This is a genomic window from Propionivibrio pelophilus DSM 12018 (assembly GCF_059569095.1).
In genome coordinates, this window is sequence record NZ_JCANUT010000072.1 from 1 (window position 1) to 16,814 (window position 16,814).

17 protein-coding genes, 1 pseudogene and 1 riboswitch are annotated in these 16,814 nt (G+C 65.4%); of the genes and pseudogenes, 9 read left to right on the top strand and 9 right to left on the bottom strand.

Going from position 1 to position 16,814, the window contains the following annotated elements; all coding sequences use genetic code 11:
- Window positions 1-317 precede the first annotated feature (317 nt).
- Together BO74_RS19010 and BO74_RS19015 are read left to right on the top strand one after the other, a co-directional pair.
- The gene (locus tag BO74_RS19010) at window positions 318-578 is read left to right on the top strand and encodes a type VI secretion system tube protein Hcp (RefSeq protein ID WP_496444655.1); all 261 of its coding nucleotides are present in this window, start codon (window positions 318-320) and stop codon (window positions 576-578) included.
- Complete coding sequence (locus BO74_RS19015; protein WP_496444657.1) at window positions 521-1,066, top strand: peptidoglycan recognition protein family protein; 546 nt, start codon at window positions 521-523, stop codon at window positions 1,064-1,066. Before BO74_RS19010 ends, BO74_RS19015 begins: the two co-directional genes overlap by 58 nt.
- A gap of 513 nt (window positions 1,067-1,579) precedes the next feature.
- Here the strand turns inward: BO74_RS19015 and BO74_RS19020 are convergent.
- From BO74_RS19020 to BO74_RS19060, 9 genes are all read right to left on the bottom strand, one after another.
- Entirely contained in the window at window positions 1,580-2,944 is a 1,365-nt protein-coding gene (locus BO74_RS19020; RefSeq protein ID WP_496444659.1) for an ATP-binding protein, read from the bottom strand.
- Window positions 2,941-3,603, bottom strand: a complete 663-nt coding sequence (locus BO74_RS19025) for a response regulator (protein ID WP_496444661.1) — start codon at window positions 3,601-3,603, stop codon at window positions 2,941-2,943. Before BO74_RS19025 ends, BO74_RS19020 begins: the two co-directional genes overlap by 4 nt.
- Window positions 3,604-4,254 (bottom strand): tetratricopeptide repeat protein, encoded by a 651-nt coding sequence (locus tag BO74_RS19030; protein ID WP_496444663.1) that lies wholly within the window; start codon window positions 4,252-4,254, stop codon window positions 3,604-3,606. It lies immediately after the preceding gene.
- Between the two features lie 21 nt (window positions 4,255-4,275).
- Window positions 4,276-5,070 (bottom strand): SDR family oxidoreductase, encoded by a 795-nt coding sequence (locus tag BO74_RS19035; protein ID WP_496444664.1) that lies wholly within the window; start codon window positions 5,068-5,070, stop codon window positions 4,276-4,278.
- Window positions 5,071-5,080: 10 nt separating this feature from the next.
- Window positions 5,081-5,725, bottom strand: coding sequence for an iron-containing redox enzyme family protein (locus BO74_RS19040; protein WP_496444666.1), 645 nt, complete (start codon window positions 5,723-5,725; stop codon window positions 5,081-5,083).
- Window positions 5,712-7,199, bottom strand: a complete 1,488-nt coding sequence (locus BO74_RS19045; RefSeq protein ID WP_496444668.1) for an AMP-binding protein — start codon at window positions 7,197-7,199, stop codon at window positions 5,712-5,714. Before BO74_RS19045 ends, BO74_RS19040 begins: the two co-directional genes overlap by 14 nt.
- Window positions 7,196-7,813, bottom strand: coding sequence for a thermostable hemolysin (locus tag BO74_RS19050; RefSeq protein WP_496444670.1), 618 nt, complete (start codon window positions 7,811-7,813; stop codon window positions 7,196-7,198). Before BO74_RS19050 ends, BO74_RS19045 begins: the two co-directional genes overlap by 4 nt.
- Window positions 7,814-7,886: 73 nt before the next feature.
- Window positions 7,887-8,576 carry a class I SAM-dependent methyltransferase gene (locus BO74_RS19055; RefSeq protein WP_496444672.1) on the bottom strand — a complete coding sequence of 230 codons (690 nt, stop codon included), beginning with the start codon at window positions 8,574-8,576 and terminating at the stop codon, window positions 7,887-7,889.
- A gap of 13 nt (window positions 8,577-8,589) precedes the next feature.
- A complete protein-coding gene (locus BO74_RS19060) occupies window positions 8,590-10,500 on the bottom strand; it encodes a sulfatase-like hydrolase/transferase (protein ID WP_496444674.1) in 1,911 nt (636 codons plus the stop codon).
- A 163-nt stretch (window positions 10,501-10,663) separates the two neighbouring features.
- On the opposite strand from BO74_RS19060, the gene BO74_RS19065 reads away from it, so the two are divergent.
- The 7 genes and pseudogenes from BO74_RS19065 to BO74_RS19095 all read left to right on the top strand — a co-directional run.
- The gene (locus BO74_RS19065; protein WP_496444676.1) at window positions 10,664-11,767 is read left to right on the top strand and encodes an AI-2E family transporter; all 1,104 of its coding nucleotides are present in this window, start codon (window positions 10,664-10,666) and stop codon (window positions 11,765-11,767) included.
- A gap of 3 nt (window positions 11,768-11,770) precedes the next feature.
- Window positions 11,771-11,997, top strand: a riboswitch (cobalamin riboswitch).
- A gap of 230 nt (window positions 11,998-12,227) precedes the next feature.
- Complete coding sequence (gene cbiQ / locus BO74_RS19070) at window positions 12,228-12,974, top strand: cobalt ECF transporter T component CbiQ (protein ID WP_496444678.1); 747 nt, start codon at window positions 12,228-12,230, stop codon at window positions 12,972-12,974.
- Window positions 12,971-13,822, top strand: a complete 852-nt coding sequence (locus BO74_RS19075) for an energy-coupling factor ABC transporter ATP-binding protein (RefSeq protein WP_496444680.1) — start codon at window positions 12,971-12,973, stop codon at window positions 13,820-13,822. The genes cbiQ and BO74_RS19075 overlap by 4 nt, the downstream gene beginning before the upstream one ends.
- A gap of 28 nt (window positions 13,823-13,850) precedes the next feature.
- Window positions 13,851-14,648 carry a precorrin-4 C(11)-methyltransferase gene (gene cobM, locus BO74_RS19080; RefSeq protein ID WP_496444682.1) on the top strand — a complete coding sequence of 266 codons (798 nt, stop codon included), beginning with the start codon at window positions 13,851-13,853 and terminating at the stop codon, window positions 14,646-14,648.
- Complete coding sequence (locus BO74_RS19085; RefSeq protein ID WP_496444683.1) at window positions 14,645-15,316, top strand: precorrin-8X methylmutase; 672 nt, start codon at window positions 14,645-14,647, stop codon at window positions 15,314-15,316. Before cobM ends, BO74_RS19085 begins: the two co-directional genes overlap by 4 nt.
- A gap of 1 nt (window position 15,317) precedes the next feature.
- A complete protein-coding gene (locus BO74_RS19090; RefSeq protein WP_496444685.1) occupies window positions 15,318-16,466 on the top strand; it encodes a cobalt-precorrin-5B (C(1))-methyltransferase in 1,149 nt (382 codons plus the stop codon).
- Window positions 16,467-16,596: 130 nt separating this feature from the next.
- Window positions 16,597-16,814, top strand: a pseudogene (locus tag BO74_RS19095) (IS110 family transposase); the annotation flags it as partial.

Consider the following 16,814-nt stretch of genomic DNA (forward strand, 5'->3'; position numbering starts at 1 on the left):
GCTTCGTTCCACACACAGGTCGGATATACGGTCGCAGTCGCACCCATTTGCCCTATCTCAACTCGCTCTTGCAAAACGGGAGGAGTCCATATACGGAATCCAGAAAATTCAACGAACTGGCCCCCCGGCCTTCGCCGGGGTGACGAATATTTCAGCGTTTCCTTAGCGGACCAGCATAAGTTCGGCAAACCGCGAGATCTGGCCAAGCTCCGTTCATTCACCCGATAAAAAACAATGGTATTATTCGCGACTCGAAAAAAATACCCATTTGTACTCACGGAGAATCTACAGCATAGCCTTCGACTCATTTCTGAAGATTGACGGCATCCCCGAAGATTTTCGAGGCTTGCTGCACCGGGAAGCACATCAAGGAAATCGTCATTGAGGTGTGCCGGGCTGGTGGCGACAAGCAGAAGTACCTGGAAATCCGCATGGAACAAGTCATCGTCTCCAGTTATGTTCAGGACGGCGGCGGCGAATTCCCCCATGAAAGCGTCAGCTTCAGCGCGGGGAGATGCCCGTGGTACAAGGCATCATCGTGCATCAGACAGACAGTTCGACGGCACAATCGTCGTTAAGCAGTTATGGCAACCCGAAGTCCAACGGGGCGCATTTCCTGATCGACAAGGACGGCACGATCTATCAGACCGCTTCAGTTTACAAAAGCACCTGGCACGTCGGGAAATTGCGCTCCAGATGCCTCGCCGAAATGACGTGTTCCCCAGCAGAACTGAAGCTCGCTCAAAAAAGGGACCCGCAAGGCACACACAAGCGGGAAAAATCGAAGAGTGTGCCCGACCGCTACCCATCCAATGACGATTCCATTGGAATCGAGATCGTTGGACGATCTTATCCGCCGACCGATGACAAATCCGGCGAAAACGTTTTCGAATCACTGACAGAGGCACAAACCGAGTCGCTCAAGTGGCTTGTAAGCGAGATACGAGAAACACTGAACGTCCCGTTAGCCGAGATATACAGGCCCCCGGTCGTCTCCTACAAGAACAAGACAGAGGCGCAGTCAGCATCATGGCAAGACGCTTCCGTTTTGTCCCGTTGCTACTGAGCTGCTTGATCTTCAGTGCTTGCGCGACCAGAGAAGCGAGAATCGCTGACACGCGACTGGTTGTAAAAACCGTCCTTATCCAGGAAAACGCGGCTTGGGCAGATGACGTCAGTTCGGACGAGCCACCCGAGTCGTGTTCGGATTTCATCCTTGAGGAAAAGGACGTCCGGGAATTCTTCAAGGTTGCGCAAGGCGACTCACACCGAGTACAACCACGACCTGCTGATGTCCCGATGCTACGCCGGAGGCCTGGTGATACTTCAGGATGGGTCTGAAGGCTTTTGGCGGATTGACAGGGCGCGTCGCGGAAAAATTGTATTCCCCGACAAAAGCGTCCTGTTCTTCTTTTGCGCGGAGTGTCGCAGCGAAGCGTACGGAGAAGCCTGCGATATCGACTGCATCCATGCAGACTAGCAGCGCATTGAGGCGGGCAGGACTGATTCTCCTGTAAGCAACTGAGAACTTGCGACCATCCGTCGTCCTGAGGTTACCGAAAGGTGCAATGCCGGCCTATCAACCCGGCCAGCGCAAGCGCACTTCGAAGCCACCGCCGTCGCGGTTGGCGAGCTCGAGGCGGGCGCCGTGCAGTTCGGCGATACGGCCGACGATGGTCAGGCCAAGGCCGCTGCCCTCGGCGAAAACCGACGAACCACGGTAGAAGCGCTCCAGCAGACGCGGTAATTCGTCGGCGGGAACGCCGGGGCCGTTGTCCTGCACGGACAGCATCCGCCCACTACCACTGCTTTCCACGACCACGCGCACTTCGCTGCCGGCCGGCGAGTAGCGGATGGCGTTGTCGAGCAAGTTGCGCAAAGCCACTTCCAACAAGTCAGGATCGCCGTTTACAGGCGGCACATCGTCCGCCAGCAAGAGCTGAATTCGAGCTCCCGGCATCGCATCCTGCACGCCAGCGGCGACGCGTTGCGCCAGTTCGACGAGGCCGACCGGCCGGGATTGCGGCAACTGCCCCAGCGGATCGAGACGGGCGAGGCGCAACATCTGCTCGACGAGGCGCGTCGCCCGGTCGAGACCGGCGACGGTCTGCGCCAGCGCATGCGCCCGCGGCTCGGGCTTTTCCGCGATCTGCGCGACCTGCGCCTGGATGCGCGCGGCAGCGAGCGGCGTGCGCAGTTCGTGCGCCGCGTCGGCGGTGAACCGGCGTTCGCTTTCAAGCGCACCGTCGAGCCGATAAAAAACCCGGTTGATCGCCTCGACCAGCGGCTGCGCTTCACGCGGGACGGCGCGCGCGGCCAGCGGCGAGAGATTGTCCGGCGAGCGGGTGGCGACCTCGGACGCCAGTTCGTCGAGCGGCTTGAGACCGCGCCGCACGGAAAAATAGATGGCCAGCAGCAACAGCGGCAGGGTCAGCCACAGCGGCTTGGCGGTCTTGACCGCGATCTCCAGCGCCTCCTTGTCGCGCACGGGGATCGACTCGGCGATCTGCACGCGGATCGTCCGGTCGGCGGATTCGAGCGTCAGTGTCCGCCAGCTCTCGCCCTCGGCGCCGAACGTGGCGTAGCCGAGCGGCCCGCTCACCGCCGCGGCGGGTGCGTTCGGCGAGCGTGCCAGCACGACGCCGTCCGTCCTGGCGATCTGATACTCGAGCGTAAGCTGGTTGCGCCGCGACTTCAGCCCGCGGATGCCGGCGATCCGTGCCGGCAGGTCGGCCAGGTGACCGTCGCCATCCTGCGCCTGCGCCAGCACCAGCTGCGCCGTCTTGGCCAGCTGGTCGTCCATGAGTTCCTGCACTTCGTGGCGCGCACGCCGGTAACTCATCGATGACGCCAGAACCAGAATGACCAGTGAGGAAATCGAAACCAGAAGCAGGAGCCGCCAGCGCAGCGACGGCACGCGACTGCTGTTGAGGGCTCCGTTCAAACGCCGTCCCCCAGTTGGTAGCCGAGGCCGCGCACGGTGCGGATGAAGTCGGCGCCGAACTTCTTGCGCAGGTGGTGGACGTACACCTCGACGGTGTTGCTGCCGGTTTCCTCGCCCCAGGCGTAGAGCCCTTCCTCCAGCTGGGCGCGGGTACGGATATGGTTCTTGTGGCGCAGGAAATCCTCGAGCAGCGCGAACTCGCGCGCTGAAAGCACGACGGGCTGGCCGTTGAAGGTCACTTGCCGGGCCCCCGGATCAAGAACGACGCCGGCATGTTCCAGTGTCGGCCGCGCCTCTCCCGCGGCGCGCCGGACCAGCGCCCGCAGCCGGGCCAGCAACTCAGGAAGATCGAAGGGTTTGGTCAGGTAATCGTCGGCGCCGGCGTCGAGCCCGGCCACCTTGTCGATGCTGGCATCGCGCGCCGTCAGCACCAGCACCGGCAGGCGGCTGCCGCGTTCGCGCAACGCCTTGAGGACGGAAAGTCCGTCGCGCTTCGGCAAGCCGAGGTCGAGAACGCAGGCGTCGTACTCATGGTCGAGCAGCGCCAAATGCGCCGCCTCGCCATCACGCACCCAGTCCACCGCATGGTCGGCCAGTTTCAGGCCGGCATGGATGCCGTCACCCAGCAGGGCATCGTCCTCGACAAGCAACAGTCGCACTCAGTTCGCCTCTTTGTTCAGTCGTTCGAGCAGCGCCCGGATCTCTTCGCGACGGCCCTTGTCCGCCAGTTCGCGGCCGGGACGCGGCGCGGCCTGCAACGCCTTTTCCAGGAATTGGCGCGCTTCCGCGTTGCGGTCGCGCTCGGCCAGATACTCCGCATAAAAGAAGTTGGGGTCAATCCCGTCCGGATTGATCGCCAGTGACTTCTTGAAGTAGTTCTCCGCCTTCTCCTTGTCGCCGAAGCCGATCGGCCATCCGGGCACCTTGGCGTACAGCGTCGCCAGGCTGGTGTAGGCCGAGCCCTGCAGTACCTTGTCGTTGATCTTCAACGCCTCCTCGAAGCGCTGCTTCGCATCCTTGGCCAGCGACAGTGCGCCGAGGCCGCCGCGCGCGCCGGCTTCGCTGGAAAGCACGATGCCTTCCCAGACCAGCGCTTCGGCCATGCCCGGATTGTCATCGACGAGTTGCCGCGATTTCTTCCCCAATGCCTCGTAGCGATCGGCCTGCTGCTTTTCCGGCACGCGGTACTTGATCTCGGCCCATTGGTCCTGCACCGGCCGGATCACCTCGTGAGGCGTCGCGGCCAGCAGCGGGGTGGAGAGCAGAAGGGTCAGGACAAGACCCGGGAACGTTTTGACGAGTGAGCGCATGGTGATTCCTTTCAGGCAAATTCAGATGAGTTGGCGTTGCGCCGCGTGGCGCTTGACGATCGGCAGCTTGCCGGCCAGCCCGCGATCGATCAGGCCGGGAGCAAAGCCGTTGAGCCAGGCGAAGAAGCGTTCGGGAAAGCCGAGATGCACTTCGCGCGCGTTGCGCACCAGCGCCGCGACGATCTCGCAGGCCACCGCACCTGGAGCGTCGCTCTCGCTCTTCAACGCGCGATTGAGCGCGGTGACGGCCGCGCCGTTCATCGCCGTGTCGATCGCCCGCGGGGCGATGAGCACCACCGCCACCCGCGTATCAGCCAGCTCGCGGCGCAGCGCCTGCGAGAAGGCGCGCAGCCCGGCCTTGGCGGCGGAGTAGGTGGTGAAGCCGGCAAACGGCAGGCTGCCGAACATCGAGCCGACATTCACGATGGCCGCCTCCGGCAGCGCCTTGAACCACGGCAAGAGCGCCTGCGTCAGGCAGATCGGCGCTTCCAGGCAGGTCGCCAGGACCTGCTCGATGCTCGTCCGTGGCTGGTTTTCGAGCAGGCCGAAGGCGCTGGCGCCGGCGTTGTTGATCAGCACATTGACCTTGAAGTCGCGGGCGGCACGCGCGACCAGCGCGACACCCTCGGCACGGGTCAGGTCGGCGGCGATCACTGCGCTGCGCGGGCCGAGCGCGGCGCGCAACGCCTCCAGCTTCGCCACATCACGCCCCACGAGCAACAGCGATGCGCCCGCGGCGTGGAGCTGTTTCGCCAGTTCGGCCCCCAGGCCACCGGCCGCGCCAGTGAGCAGGATGCGGGCATTTTCGAGTTTCATTCAAGCCTCCTCAGAGCGGCAGCGAACGGAAGATTTCCGCGTAGAGCCGGAAGAAGACCTTGGCGCAACGAACCACTTCCTGCTGATCGTCCGGCGTCATCTTTTCCAGCAGATCGGCCAGGTGACGGGTGTGCTCCTGATCCAGCGTGCCGTGCGAACGCAGATAGGAAAACGCCGTGTCGGGCAAGTGCAGGGCCTGCTGAATCCTGTCGGCGGCGTTCAGCGCCATGGCCACGCTGGTTCCTTCGAGCACGAAAACCATGCCGAAGAAACCGGCCGGGTTGCCACGGTTAACCAGATCGTAGGCGTAGGCCACCATCACCTCGGCGGGCAGTTCGGGGGGGCTCCGGCGCACGGCCTCGGCGTCGCCACCCGCCGCCGTGATGTCGTTGAGAATCCACTCCTCGTGGCCGATTTCCTCCTCGATGTACTCGGCCACTGCCCGGCGCAGCCAGGACAGCCGCTCGGGCAGGCGCCCGCCCAGCAGCATCAGCAGCGGCGTGGTGTGACGCACATGATGGAAGGCCTGACCGAGGAAGGCGAGGTAGCTCTCGCGCGTCACGTCGCCGCGCAGGCATTTCGTGATGATTGGCGACGAAAGCAGATAGTCGCGTTCGCTGGCCGTCGCTGCGGCGAGTTGTTCATAGAAGGACATCGGAGGTCTCCTGTTGAGCCTGTTGGTCATAGAGCGACGCCAGCCTGGCGGCGTAGCGTTGGCGAATGGCAGCGCGGACGGGGCGGCCGTTACCGGTCAGCGTGCCGCTTTGGGGAGTGAAGGGCTCGACCTCGACCCAGCCGGCGAGGCGCGCATAATCGGGCAGGGCGGCATTGGCCCGCCGCACCGCGTCGGCGAGCGGCTCGTGGTCAACACCGGCAAGCGGCACGAGCACCGCCGCCAGCGCCGGACGGCCGTCGCCGTAAACGACGGCCTGGGCAATTTCGGGCTGTGCGAGCAGCACTGACTCGACCCATTCCGGCGAGACGTTGCGCCCGAACGAGGTGATCAGAAGATTCTTGCGCCGACCGGAGAGATGCAGGTGGCCGGCGGCATCGAAGTGACCGAGATCGCCGGTCGCATAATCTGAATCGATGCTCTCCCAGGCGTCGCCGAGATAGCCGAGAAAGGCACGGGTGGCGACGCGAACCTCGCCATCGTCGATGCGCACAGACACGTGCGGCAACGGCCGGCCCACACCTCCCTTGTCGTCGCCGGGCACGTTCAGGCTGACTACCGAGCCGCACTCGGTCAGACCGTAGCCCTGATACGCCGGCAGCCCGTGTGTGCGAGCGGCGGCCAGCGACCCCGGCTCGACGCGCGCGCCGCCGACGGCCGCGAAACTGAGGCTGTCCGGTGCGAGCAGTCCACCGCGCGCCAGCAGCAGCGTCCACGCCTTGAGCAGTTCCGGCACGAGAATGACGCTGCTGGCGCCGACTTCCTCCGCCCGCTGTTGCAGCAGGCGTGGATCGAAGCCGCTCATCCCCTGCCAGCCAATATCGGCCAGCCCCGGCAGGTGCACTTCTGCACCGCGCAGCAGCGGCGCATAGATGCCGGCGCTGTTCTCCAGCAGCAGCGCCAGCGGCAAAACGCAGAGATGGCGTTCGATGGGTAATTCGGCGAGTCGCGACTTCAGTGCCAGCGCTGTCGCGAGCAAACCCTCCGCCGACAGACAGACGCCCTTCGGCGCACCGGTACTGCCCGAGGTGAAGGAAATCTTGGCGGTTCCTGCCGGCAGGTTGACCGATGCGGCGTGCCGGCGCAGCCAGGTCAGCCCGCGCCGCTGTTCTGCGAGGGTAAAACCGAGGTCGAGCGCCAGGATGCGTTCCGGCTGGTCGGTCAGCACCGTATCGGCGCCCGTCTGCACCAGCGCATGCGTGAGCTGCGCCGCCGTGAAGAACAGCGGCAGCGGCAGTGCCGGCGTGCGCGTCTGCAGTGCCGCCAGATCGGCCATCGCCCAGTCCGGCGAATTGTCGGCCAGAATCGCCAGGACGCGGGATCCCTCCAGGCGCTGTGCGAGCGAGGCCAGTTCGTCGGCCACATCCCGCGCTCGCCAGGCGAACGACGAACCGTGGAAGACGACGCTGTCGGGATGACGCGCTGTCAGCGCGGAGAAAAGCACCTCGGCACTCATGCGCCCGCCCCCACCCGCTCGAGCCCCTGGCGGATGCGCCCGGCGACGACGACCGGCTGCGTATCGTAATAGCGCCCCCACGCCTTCGCCGCGTCGCCCAAACGCGCCGGATCGGCCTTGGCCAGCGCTAGCAGCGGCAGCCCCAGCCGGGTGAACAACCGGACAAGCTCGCGGGTCGCCGTAAACACCACCCATTCGTAGCCCGACTGCGCCAGATGGCGCGCCAGCGCGACGATGACGTGCAGGCTGGCGCCGGGCTTTTCCGAGGCCAGATGCCCCACTTCGACGACGCGCTCACGCGAGAGCGGCTGGCCGGTCAGCCGCGCCAGCAGCACTTCCACCGGATCGTCGAGATAACGCTCGAGAAACAGCGGCTGCTCGCCCGCACCGCGCCAGCCGGCGGCGGCGAGCACCTGCTCCGGCGCCTCGATCAACAGCAGCTCCGGCGCGAAGGAAGTCACGCGGGCCGCATGATGGCGCAGAAAAACGGACTGAATGAACCGCTCTGCCTCGTCGCGACGCGGCGAATCGACATCGACCTGCACGGCGCTGACAGGGCCAGCGACGGCACGCGTGGCAGCGGTGTCCAGCAAAAGATTGGTGGCAAGTGGCATGTTTGCTCCATCGGAGTCATCGATGGAGCGCAGTATCGCGACCTTGCCTTAAGCAGGTCTTAAGCGGCCGTGTTCACTTTGATTTGAGCACGTAGACGCGCCATTTGTCCCAGATCGGGATGAAGTCGATATGGCCGATCTGGCGCAGTCCCGCTTCGGCGAACTCGGCCTCGATATCCTGCCGGCGGATGACGTAGCGATTGTGTTCGAGGATGCCGCTCTCGAGTTCCTTGCGCCGCAGGCGCCGCTGCTCGCGCCAGCCGCGGTAGTTGCCGTCGACCCACAGCGAGACGATCACCGTGCCCGAGCTGATGCGCGCGAACTCCTTGAGCATGTTCACCCGGTCTTCGCGCTTGCCGATGTGATGCAGCAGGCGGAAACAGAAAACGCTGTCGACAAAGTTATCCGGGAATCCGGTGGCGAATGCCGAACAGCAGGTGGCCGACTTGATCCGGCGGGTGATTTCCTTCGGGCGGTGGGCCATGCCGACATCGATCATGTCCTGGCTGTTGTCGGCCACGTGGATGACGCGTTCCTTCTCCTCCGCCAGCAACGCCCAGAAGCGCCCGGTGCCGCACGGCAGGTCGACTACCGAGCGCGGCCGCCCGGCCATTGCCAGCGCCTTGCGCGCCATTGCGTGCTCGCGCCAGTTCGACAAGCGGCGCAAGGGGCCGTCCTGATGCTTCTCGAAATAGGCCTTGGCGTGCGTCGCGCCGTATTTCTCCGAGAATGCGTAATGGGGCAAATCGTTTTTCTGAGTCATCGTGGTCTCCCTGTTACTTGTTGTTTACCAGGTCAGCTGTCTTTCGGGTGAATCGGGAAAGCCCGCCCAGAATCTCCGCCAGCGCCGGCGTCATCTTCACTTTCGCCTTCGCTGCCACACTGTCATCGAGCGGCCGGTCGTCGCCATCGGTCATCTCGTTCTTTACCGCGCCTGTAGCGTTCACCGGAAACGAGATCTTCAGCTCGTTGCCGATGTAGGCAATGCGATTCCAGTCGCCGGCGACAGCATAGTCGCGGCGGTAGGCCGGGTCCAGCAGACTCTGGCCGACCGAGTAGTCGGACGGTGGGTTGCGCACACCGAGCAGCGGCAAGAGAGTAGCCGGGATGTCGAGATGGCTGGTAATTCCCGTTACGACGCGCGGCTTGGCGCCGGGGACATAAACGACGGCGGGCGTGCTGGTCTGGAAGCGGTTGAACTCGGCGCTGTGCCCCCAGCGCGAACGCTCCATGAATTCCTCGCCGTGATCGCCGAGGACGATGACGATCGTGTTGTCGAGCAGGCTCTTCTCGCGCAGGTGGTCGACAACCCGCCCGATCTGCTGGTCGACGTGGTGCGCCGCGTTGATGTAGCGGTTCTTGATCTTGCCGATGTCGGCGGCGAAATCGGCGGTCAGGTAGTTCAGATCGTTGAGGTACGGCTCGGCGAGCACTGTCTCGGCGGGGAAGGAATAATTCGCGTGCGTCGACTCGAAGAACATGTAGGTCATGAACGGCCGCGACGGATCGCGCCGGTCGATGAAGCCGAGCATGTCGTCGATATTCTGGCGATCGCGCAGCCAGGGCTCGGCGCCACCGGAGCGCTCGTGCAGGTCGGCTTTCGGGATGTTCACGAAAACCGTCTTGTCGAACGCCGGGAAGGTGAAGCGCTGACTGGTGTACAAACCGAACTGGTAGTGTTGCTGCTGCAGGACGTCGATCAGCACCGGGGCCCGTCGATGGTCGAGCATAGAAAACCAGTACGGGCTGTACAGGCCGTAGAACATCGAGAAGACGCCCATCTGGGTGAGGTTGCCGCCGCTGAAGTGTTTTTCCAGGCGCAGCGCCTGCTGCGAGAACGCCCAGGTGTTCGGCATGATTCGGGTATCGAGCATGTCGAAGCGCAGCGACTCGGCGACCAGCCAGACGATGTTCGGCAGACGCGCCGGCGGCTCGACAACCAGCGGCGCCTGCGGATAGTTCAGTTTCCCTTCGCTGACCGCGATGCCTTCGTCCGGTGCCGACTGTTCCTTTATCCCGATCCGTTTCGCCACCTTGCGCGCGGTGAGCGGCAAATAGAACGGATAGTGGCCGCTGGCGAACAGGATCGGGCGATAGTTGGCGGCGCTGCTGTAGGCGTAGGCCACGCGCTCGCCGAGCATCAGCGCGAACACGACCGGCAGCAGCCAGCGCCAGCGCAACCGGCAGAGAAAACCGGACAGGCGATCGGCGCGCGGCGCGATCCCGTAATACAGCAGTGCCTGCCAGCCGAGCAACGCGACGACGATCGCCGCAGCCGTCAGCTGGGTGGACAGACTCGCCCCGAGCGACTCGATGCCGCCGGGCGTCAGCACCAGATCGACGACGAAGCCGTTGATGTGGAAGCCGTACATCCGGAAGATCACGCCGTCGGCAAAGAGCAGGACCTGGGTCAGCCCCGTCGCACCGATCATCACGCCGCCGCCGAACCGGGGCAGCCATCGCGCCTGCGGCCAGCGCGCCACTGCGCGTACGGCCATCACCCCGAGCAGCAACGCTGGCACCAGGTAGAGAAGGCCGTAGCTGACCGTCGCCGCCAAGGTCCAGGCAGCGAGGCCGGGCGTGGCGTACTGGGCGGCGGAGGTAAACGTGCAGACGTGGATGACGACGGATATCCAGCTCAGCAGCAGGAAGGCATGCACTCTGGCGCGAAACGGACAGGACGGCATCGGCAGGACTCCGCACGAAAACGGACAGTCTAGCCGTCTTTGCTTAAGCGGGGCTTAATCCGGCGGCGCCCTCCCCCTGGCCACGCGGGCGGATGCACCGGAACCGGCGAAAGCGTATCCTACGGCCTCCCGCTAACCGCTCTCAGCCACCTCCGCTTCACGCATGCCCTTCTCCTCGCCCATCAATCGTCGCATCGCACCCTGGCTCGGTTTCTGCGGCCTGGCCATCCTGGTCTTCATCGTCATGCGCCCGTTCATCGGGCTGATCGCCTGGGCCTGCATCCTCGCCTACGCCACCTGGCCGCTGGCCGACAAGCTGCGCCGGAGATGCGGCGGACGCGACACGCTGGCGGCCGGGGTGGCCACGGCGATCGCCGCCATCACGCTGTTCGCCCCCTTGCTGTGGCTGGCCTGGCTGGCGCAACAGGAGGTCGTCACCGTCTACAACGGCGTGCGCGCGTTCATGACCAGTCCGCCGGACATCCCCGCCTTTCTCCGCGACATGCCGTGGCTCGGCGACTGGCTGGCACAACAGCGCCTGCAACTGCTCGGCGACCCGCAGGGCGTGGCCCACGCCGTCAGGGGCTGGCTGTCCAGCCACTTCTCGCAGGCGGCGATCCTCGCCGGCGGCCTCGGACGAACCCTGATCCGGCTGGTCCTGGTACTGACCATCCTGTTCTTCTTCTACCGCGACGGGGCACGGATCATCCACGAGTTGAGCCACGTCATGGCGCGCTTCATCGGCAAGCGCACGCACGATTACCTCGCCGCCGCGGCCTCGACGACGCGCGCGGTGGTGTACGGCATCCTGCTCACCGCCCTGGTGCAGGGCATGGCCGCCGGCGCCGGCTACTGGGTGGCCGGTCTGGCCTCGCCGGTCACCCTGGGGCTGATGACCGCCCTGTTCGCGTTGATCCCCTTCGGCACACCGTTCGCCTGGGGGGCCTCCGGGGCCATCCTGCTCGCCCAGGGCGAAACCGGCGCGGCCATCGGCGTGTGGATCTGGGGCGCCGCCGTGGTCAGCCAGATCGACAACGTCCTGCGCCCGTTCTTCATCAGCAGCGTCAGCGACATCCCTTTCCTGCTGGTGCTGTTCGGCGTGCTCGGCGGCATCCTGGCCTTCGGCCTGGTCGGACTGTTCGCCGGCCCGATCGTCCTCGCCGTGGCCTGGGCCGTCTGGGGCGAGTGGGCAGAACACCTCTACGAAGAAGAGACCGCGACTGCGGATATCCGACAGCCGCGGAGACGCCGCAGCGTTCGCGATTAGCGTATACTTCCGCGCGTTTCAGGTTCCGCGCCCGATACCCGTCGGACGCGGTGAAACGGGAAGCCGGTGACGCCGCGCACTTTTCATCGTGCGGCCATTCCGGCACAGCCCCCCGCTGCTGTAGGCCAGACGATTCCGGCAACACGCCACTGTGCGACATTTTTCGCATGGGAAGGCGCCGGAGGAGGACGAAGGCGAGTCAGAAGACCGGCCCGAAACGCATGTGGTGCCAATCCTCGGGGTGAGGGGAACGGTCCTGTAGATTCGCCGCCTGGCTCGCAGCTGCATTTTTCCGCAGCAGCACTCCGCCTTTTGACGGCCGGTCTTCCGAGCTGATCCCACCGAATCCCTGCATCGTTGTTTGTCCGTCGTTACTGTCAGGGAAGTTCATGCGCGTCGTCAGTCATCAGATTCCAGCCCAGCGCCTTTCGTGTGGCGCCTCGCCGCGAACGACCGACCGATGCTGATCGAGCAATGCGCCTACGGCAACCGCTGGCGTCGTGTCACGCCGGCGGCGAAGGGGCTGTTCGCGCTGGGTGCGCTGATCGCTGCGTTTGCCGCGACGCGCCCGGCGGCCGCTGCCTTCGTCGCGCTGCTCATCGTACTCACCGCCATCATCGGCGCCGGCGTACCGGCCGCCCACTTCCTCCGCGTCGCGCTGCCGCCGCTCGGTTTCCTGCTGCTCGGCTGCCTGACACTGGCGTATTCGCTCGACTTCGCGCCCGACAGCAGCGGCTTCACGGTACGCTGGCTGCCGGCCGGCTGGACGCCGATCCTGCAGCTCGCCGCCCGCTCCTGCGCCGCGCTGACCGCGCTGCTGTTCCTCGCGCTGACCACCCCGCTGGTCGACCTGATCGCCCTGCTGCGCCGGGTGAAGATGCCGGAGGTGCTGCTCGAAATCATGGTCCTCTGCTACCGCATGCTGTTCGTCTTTTCCGAAGCGCTGCACGACACGCGCACGGCGCAGGCGGCCCGCCTCGGCTACGCGACGCCGGCGCTGACGCTGCGCTCGCTGGGCAGCCTGACCGCCAACCTGACGCTGCAGATCTGGCAACGCGCGCACGATCTGAACGTCGCCGCCCAGTCGCGCAACAACGACGGCGCGTTTCGCTTCCTCGAGCCGGAATACCCCAACAGCGGGCGCGACATCGTGCTGGCCGCTGTCGGCGCCGCGCTGCTGATCCTCTTTGCCATGGTAATGCGATGACGACAGACGTTTTGCTCGAATTCGACGACGTCGCCTTCCGCTACCAGGACGGCAACGCCGGCCTCGCCGGCTGCTCGTTGAGCATCGCGCGCGGCAGCCGCAACGCCCTGATCGGCGCCAACGGCGCCGGCAAGACGACGCTGTTCCAGCACGCCAACGGCCTGCTGAAGCCTCAGCAAGGTGTCGTTCGCTACGCCGGCCAGCCGGTCGACCACAGCCGCGCCGGCCTGCGCGCCCTGCGCAGCGAAGTCGGCCTCGTCTTCCAGAACCCCGACCAGCAACTGTTCTCGGCCAGCGTGCGCGAGGACGTCTCCTTCGGCCCGCTCAACCTCGGACTGGACATGACCACGGTGCGTGATCGCGTCGAGCAGGCGCTCGACGCCGTGAGCATGACGCAGTTCGCCGACCGGCCGGTGCACAACCTCTCCTTCGGCCAGAAGAAACGCGTCTGCATCGCCGGCGTGCTGGCCATGCAACCGCGCCTGCTGATCCTCGACGAGCCGATGGCCGGCCTCGACCACGCCATGCGCACCGAATTGCTCGCCGTCCTCGACGGCCTGCATGCGCAAGGCATCACCCTGCTGCTCGCCACGCACGACATCGATTTCGCCTATCGCTGGGCCGACCGCATCCACCTGATGGCCGGCGGCCGCTGCACCGCCGCCTTCGCCGCCACCGCCCTGCCCGAGCACGCCGAGGCGCTCGCCGCCGCCCGCCTGCCGATGCCCGGCCTCGTCGAACTGCACCGTCTGCTCGTCGCCCGGAAACTGCTTCCGGCCGACAGCCAGCCGCGTGCGATGAGCGAGCTGATTTCACAACTGAACGCCTCCGAAAAGGATTTCCAATGACCGCAACTCACCCTGGGAGAATCGACTGATGTCCGGAAAAATCTGGTTTGTCGGCGCCGGTCCCGGCGACCCCGACCTGATCACCGTCAAGGGCCGCACGCTGATCGAACAGGCCGGCGCGATCCTTTACGCCGGTTCGCTGGTCGACCAGGCGGCCACGCGCTACGCGCCGGCAGGCTGCGAGATCCGCGACTCGAAGGACATGACGCTCGAAGAAATGGTCGCCTGGCTGCTCGACCAGGCCAGCCGCCACGAAACCGTCATCCGCCTGCAGACCGGCGACCCCGGCCTCTACGGCGCGCTGATCGAAATGACCCGCCCGCTCACCGCCGCCGGCGTCGAGTGGGCCGTGGTGCCCGGCGTTTCCTCTGCGATGGCCTCGATGGCCGCAGCCGGCGAAACGCTGACGCTGCCGGAAGTCACCCAGACCGTCATTCTCACCCGCACCGCCGGGCGCACGCCGATGCCCGAGGGCGAAGACCTTGCATCGCTGGCATCGCACCATTGCACCTTGTGCATCTACCTGTCGATCACCCTGCTGCATGAAGTCCAGAGTGCCCTGCGCGCCGCCGGCTGGAAGGACGACGCGCCGATCCTCGTCGTGCAGAAAGCCAGCTGGCCGGGGCAGGAAAAGATCGTGCGCGGCACGCTCGCCGACATCAAGCAGAAGTGCCAGGCCGAGAAGATCGGCAGCCAGGCGATGATCGTCGCCAGCCCGACGCTCGGCGCCGCGAACTGGGAATCGCTGGTGCGCTCCAAGCTCTACGACCCCGAATTCACCCACCGTTTCCGCAAGGCCACGCCTACTACGCCGACCACGCCATGACCACCAACACCGTCACCGAACAGATCACCGCCGCCGGGCGTGCCATCGAGCACGACTCGTTCTCGATCATCGACGCCGAGGCCGGTCCGCACGACGCCTACACCGCCGAGCAATGGCCGCTGGTGCGGCGGATGATCCACGCCAATGCCGACTTCGACTTCAACGGGCTCACCGCTTTCCACCCGGACGCGATGCAGGCCGGCCTGAAGGCCGTGCTCAAACTCGACACGCCGGTCGTCGCCGACGTCGAGATGATCTGTGTCGGCCTGTCGAAGCCGCGCATGAAGCACTTCGGCATGAGCACGCACCACTACATTTCCGACCCGGACGTGATCGAACTGGCGCACGTTAACGACACCACGCGCGCCGTGCAGGCGATGCGCAAGGCGCACCGCCTCGGCCACCTCGACGGCGCCATCGTCGGCATCGGCAACGCGCCGACGGCGCTGCTCGAAATCATCCGTCTGATCCGCGAGGACGGCGTGCGCCCGGCGCTGGTCGTCGGCATGCCGGTCGGCTTCGTTTCGGCCGCCGAATCGAAGGACCTGCTGATGACCGTCGACGAAGTGCCGTGGGTCACCATCAAGGGTCGCAAGGGCGGCTCGACGCTGGTCGTCGCGGCGATCCACGCGCTGCTGGCCCTCGCCGAAGCCGAACAGAAACGGTGAGATGAGCGACGCCCCCGAGAAAATCCGCAAGGGTGACGGCAAGCGCAAGCGCGGCCATCGCAGCGGATTCACCACCGGCGCCAACGCTGCCGCCGCCGCCCGTGCGGCGACGCTCGGCTTGCTGACCGGCGAGGTGCCGGCTACGGTCGTCAGCCGCCTGCCGAACGGACAGGACGTCACTTTTGCCGTTCTTGAAGGCCACGTCGCTGACGCGGAATATCCCAACTCAGCCCGTGCCGTCATCGTCAAGGACGCCGGCGACGATCCGGACGCGACCAATGGGGCGCACCTGACCGCCGAGGTGCGCCGTCTGCCCGGCGCCGCCGGCCAGATCATGCTCAAGGGCGGCGAAGGCGTCGGCACGGTCACCAAGGAGGGTCTCGGGCTGGAGGTCGGCGGCCCGGCGATCAACCCGGTGCCGCGGCGCAACATTGTCGACAACGCGCGTGCCGTCGCCGGTGAACTGCTGGACCACGACGGGCTGGAGATCACGATTTCCGTCCCCGGCGGCGCGGAAATGGCGAAGAAGACGCTCAACGCCCGTCTCGGCATCCTCGGCGGCATCTCGATCCTCGGTACCACCGGCATCGTCCGCCCGTATTCGACGGCAGCCTTCCGCGCCAGCGTCGTGCAGGCCGTCGACGTCGCCGCCAACCAGGGGCAAACCTCGATCGTCTTCACCACCGGCGGCCGCAGCGAAAAGTTTGCCATGCGCCAGCTGCCTGACCTCGACGAGGCCTGCTTCGTGCAGATGGGCGATTTTGTGAAAGCCGCTTTCCAGACGGCGATCAAACGCAAAATGGCCCGCGTTTACATTGGCGCGATGGCCGGCAAGCTGACCAAGATGGGGCAAGGGTTGGCCGTCACCCATGCCTGGAAGGCCGCCATCGACCGCGATCTGCTCGCCGGTTGCGCGCACGAAGTGGGGGCCGCACCCAACCTCGTCGAGCAAATCCGCAACGCAGAAACTGCGCGCTTCGCCGCCGAACGGCTGGCCGCGCTCGGACTGTCCGTCGACTTCCACCGGGCGCTGGCAAAAAAGGCCATCCGCAGCCTGAAAGCCTGCTATCCCGGCGCGTACAAACTGACAGTGCTGGCCTGCGATTTCGACGGGGAATTCATCGTGCGCGTCGAGGAGGAAGAAGCATGATCGTCGCACCGAACAAACAGCACCCCGTCATTCCGGCGAAGGCCAATGGGATGGACTCCTCCCTTCCACCGGCATCGATGTGCCAGACTGGAGTTGTCACCAACCAGTCAAACGAAGGAAGGAGTCCAAGATGAACCTTACGCGCGTTGGAGTGGATTTGGCAAAGCAAGTATTTCAGGTGCATGGCGTGGATCGGCACGAAGCGGTGCAGGTCAAGCGAACGCTCTCGCGCCGGCAAGTGCGCAGCTATTTTGCCGGGCAAGCGCCCTGCCTGATTGGCATGGAAGCGTGCGCCAGCGCCCATTACTGGGCGCGCGAACTGAGCCAGTTGGGACACACGGTCAAGCT

What these genes read in the sequence shown, in the direction of transcription:
- BO74_RS19030 (WP_496444663.1), bottom strand. Translation starts at nt 4,254, where the DNA reads ATGCGCTCACTCGTCAAAACGTTCCCGGGTCTTGTCCTGACCCTTCTG.
- BO74_RS19035 (WP_496444664.1), bottom strand. Translation starts at nt 5,070, where the DNA reads ATGAAACTCGAAAATGCCCGCATCCTGCTCACTGGCGCGGCCGGTGGC.
- BO74_RS19040 (WP_496444666.1), bottom strand. Translation starts at nt 5,725, where the DNA reads ATGTCCTTCTATGAACAACTCGCCGCAGCGACGGCCAGCGAACGCGAC.
- BO74_RS19045 (WP_496444668.1), bottom strand. Translation starts at nt 7,199, where the DNA reads ATGAGTGCCGAGGTGCTTTTCTCCGCGCTGACAGCGCGTCATCCCGAC.
- BO74_RS19050 (WP_496444670.1), bottom strand. Translation starts at nt 7,813, where the DNA reads ATGCCACTTGCCACCAATCTTTTGCTGGACACCGCTGCCACGCGTGCC.
- BO74_RS19055 (WP_496444672.1), bottom strand. Translation starts at nt 8,576, where the DNA reads ATGACTCAGAAAAACGATTTGCCCCATTACGCATTCTCGGAGAAATAC.
- BO74_RS19060 (WP_496444674.1), bottom strand. Translation starts at nt 10,500, where the DNA reads ATGCCGTCCTGTCCGTTTCGCGCCAGAGTGCATGCCTTCCTGCTGCTG.
- BO74_RS19065 (WP_496444676.1), top strand. Translation starts at nt 10,664, where the DNA reads ATGCCCTTCTCCTCGCCCATCAATCGTCGCATCGCACCCTGGCTCGGT.
- cbiQ (WP_496444678.1), top strand. Translation starts at nt 12,228, where the DNA reads ATGCTGATCGAGCAATGCGCCTACGGCAACCGCTGGCGTCGTGTCACG.
- BO74_RS19075 (WP_496444680.1), top strand. Translation starts at nt 12,971, where the DNA reads ATGACGACAGACGTTTTGCTCGAATTCGACGACGTCGCCTTCCGCTAC.
- cobM (WP_496444682.1), top strand. Translation starts at nt 13,851, where the DNA reads ATGTCCGGAAAAATCTGGTTTGTCGGCGCCGGTCCCGGCGACCCCGAC.
- BO74_RS19085 (WP_496444683.1), top strand. Translation starts at nt 14,645, where the DNA reads ATGACCACCAACACCGTCACCGAACAGATCACCGCCGCCGGGCGTGCC.
- BO74_RS19090 (WP_496444685.1), top strand. Translation starts at nt 15,318, where the DNA reads ATGAGCGACGCCCCCGAGAAAATCCGCAAGGGTGACGGCAAGCGCAAG.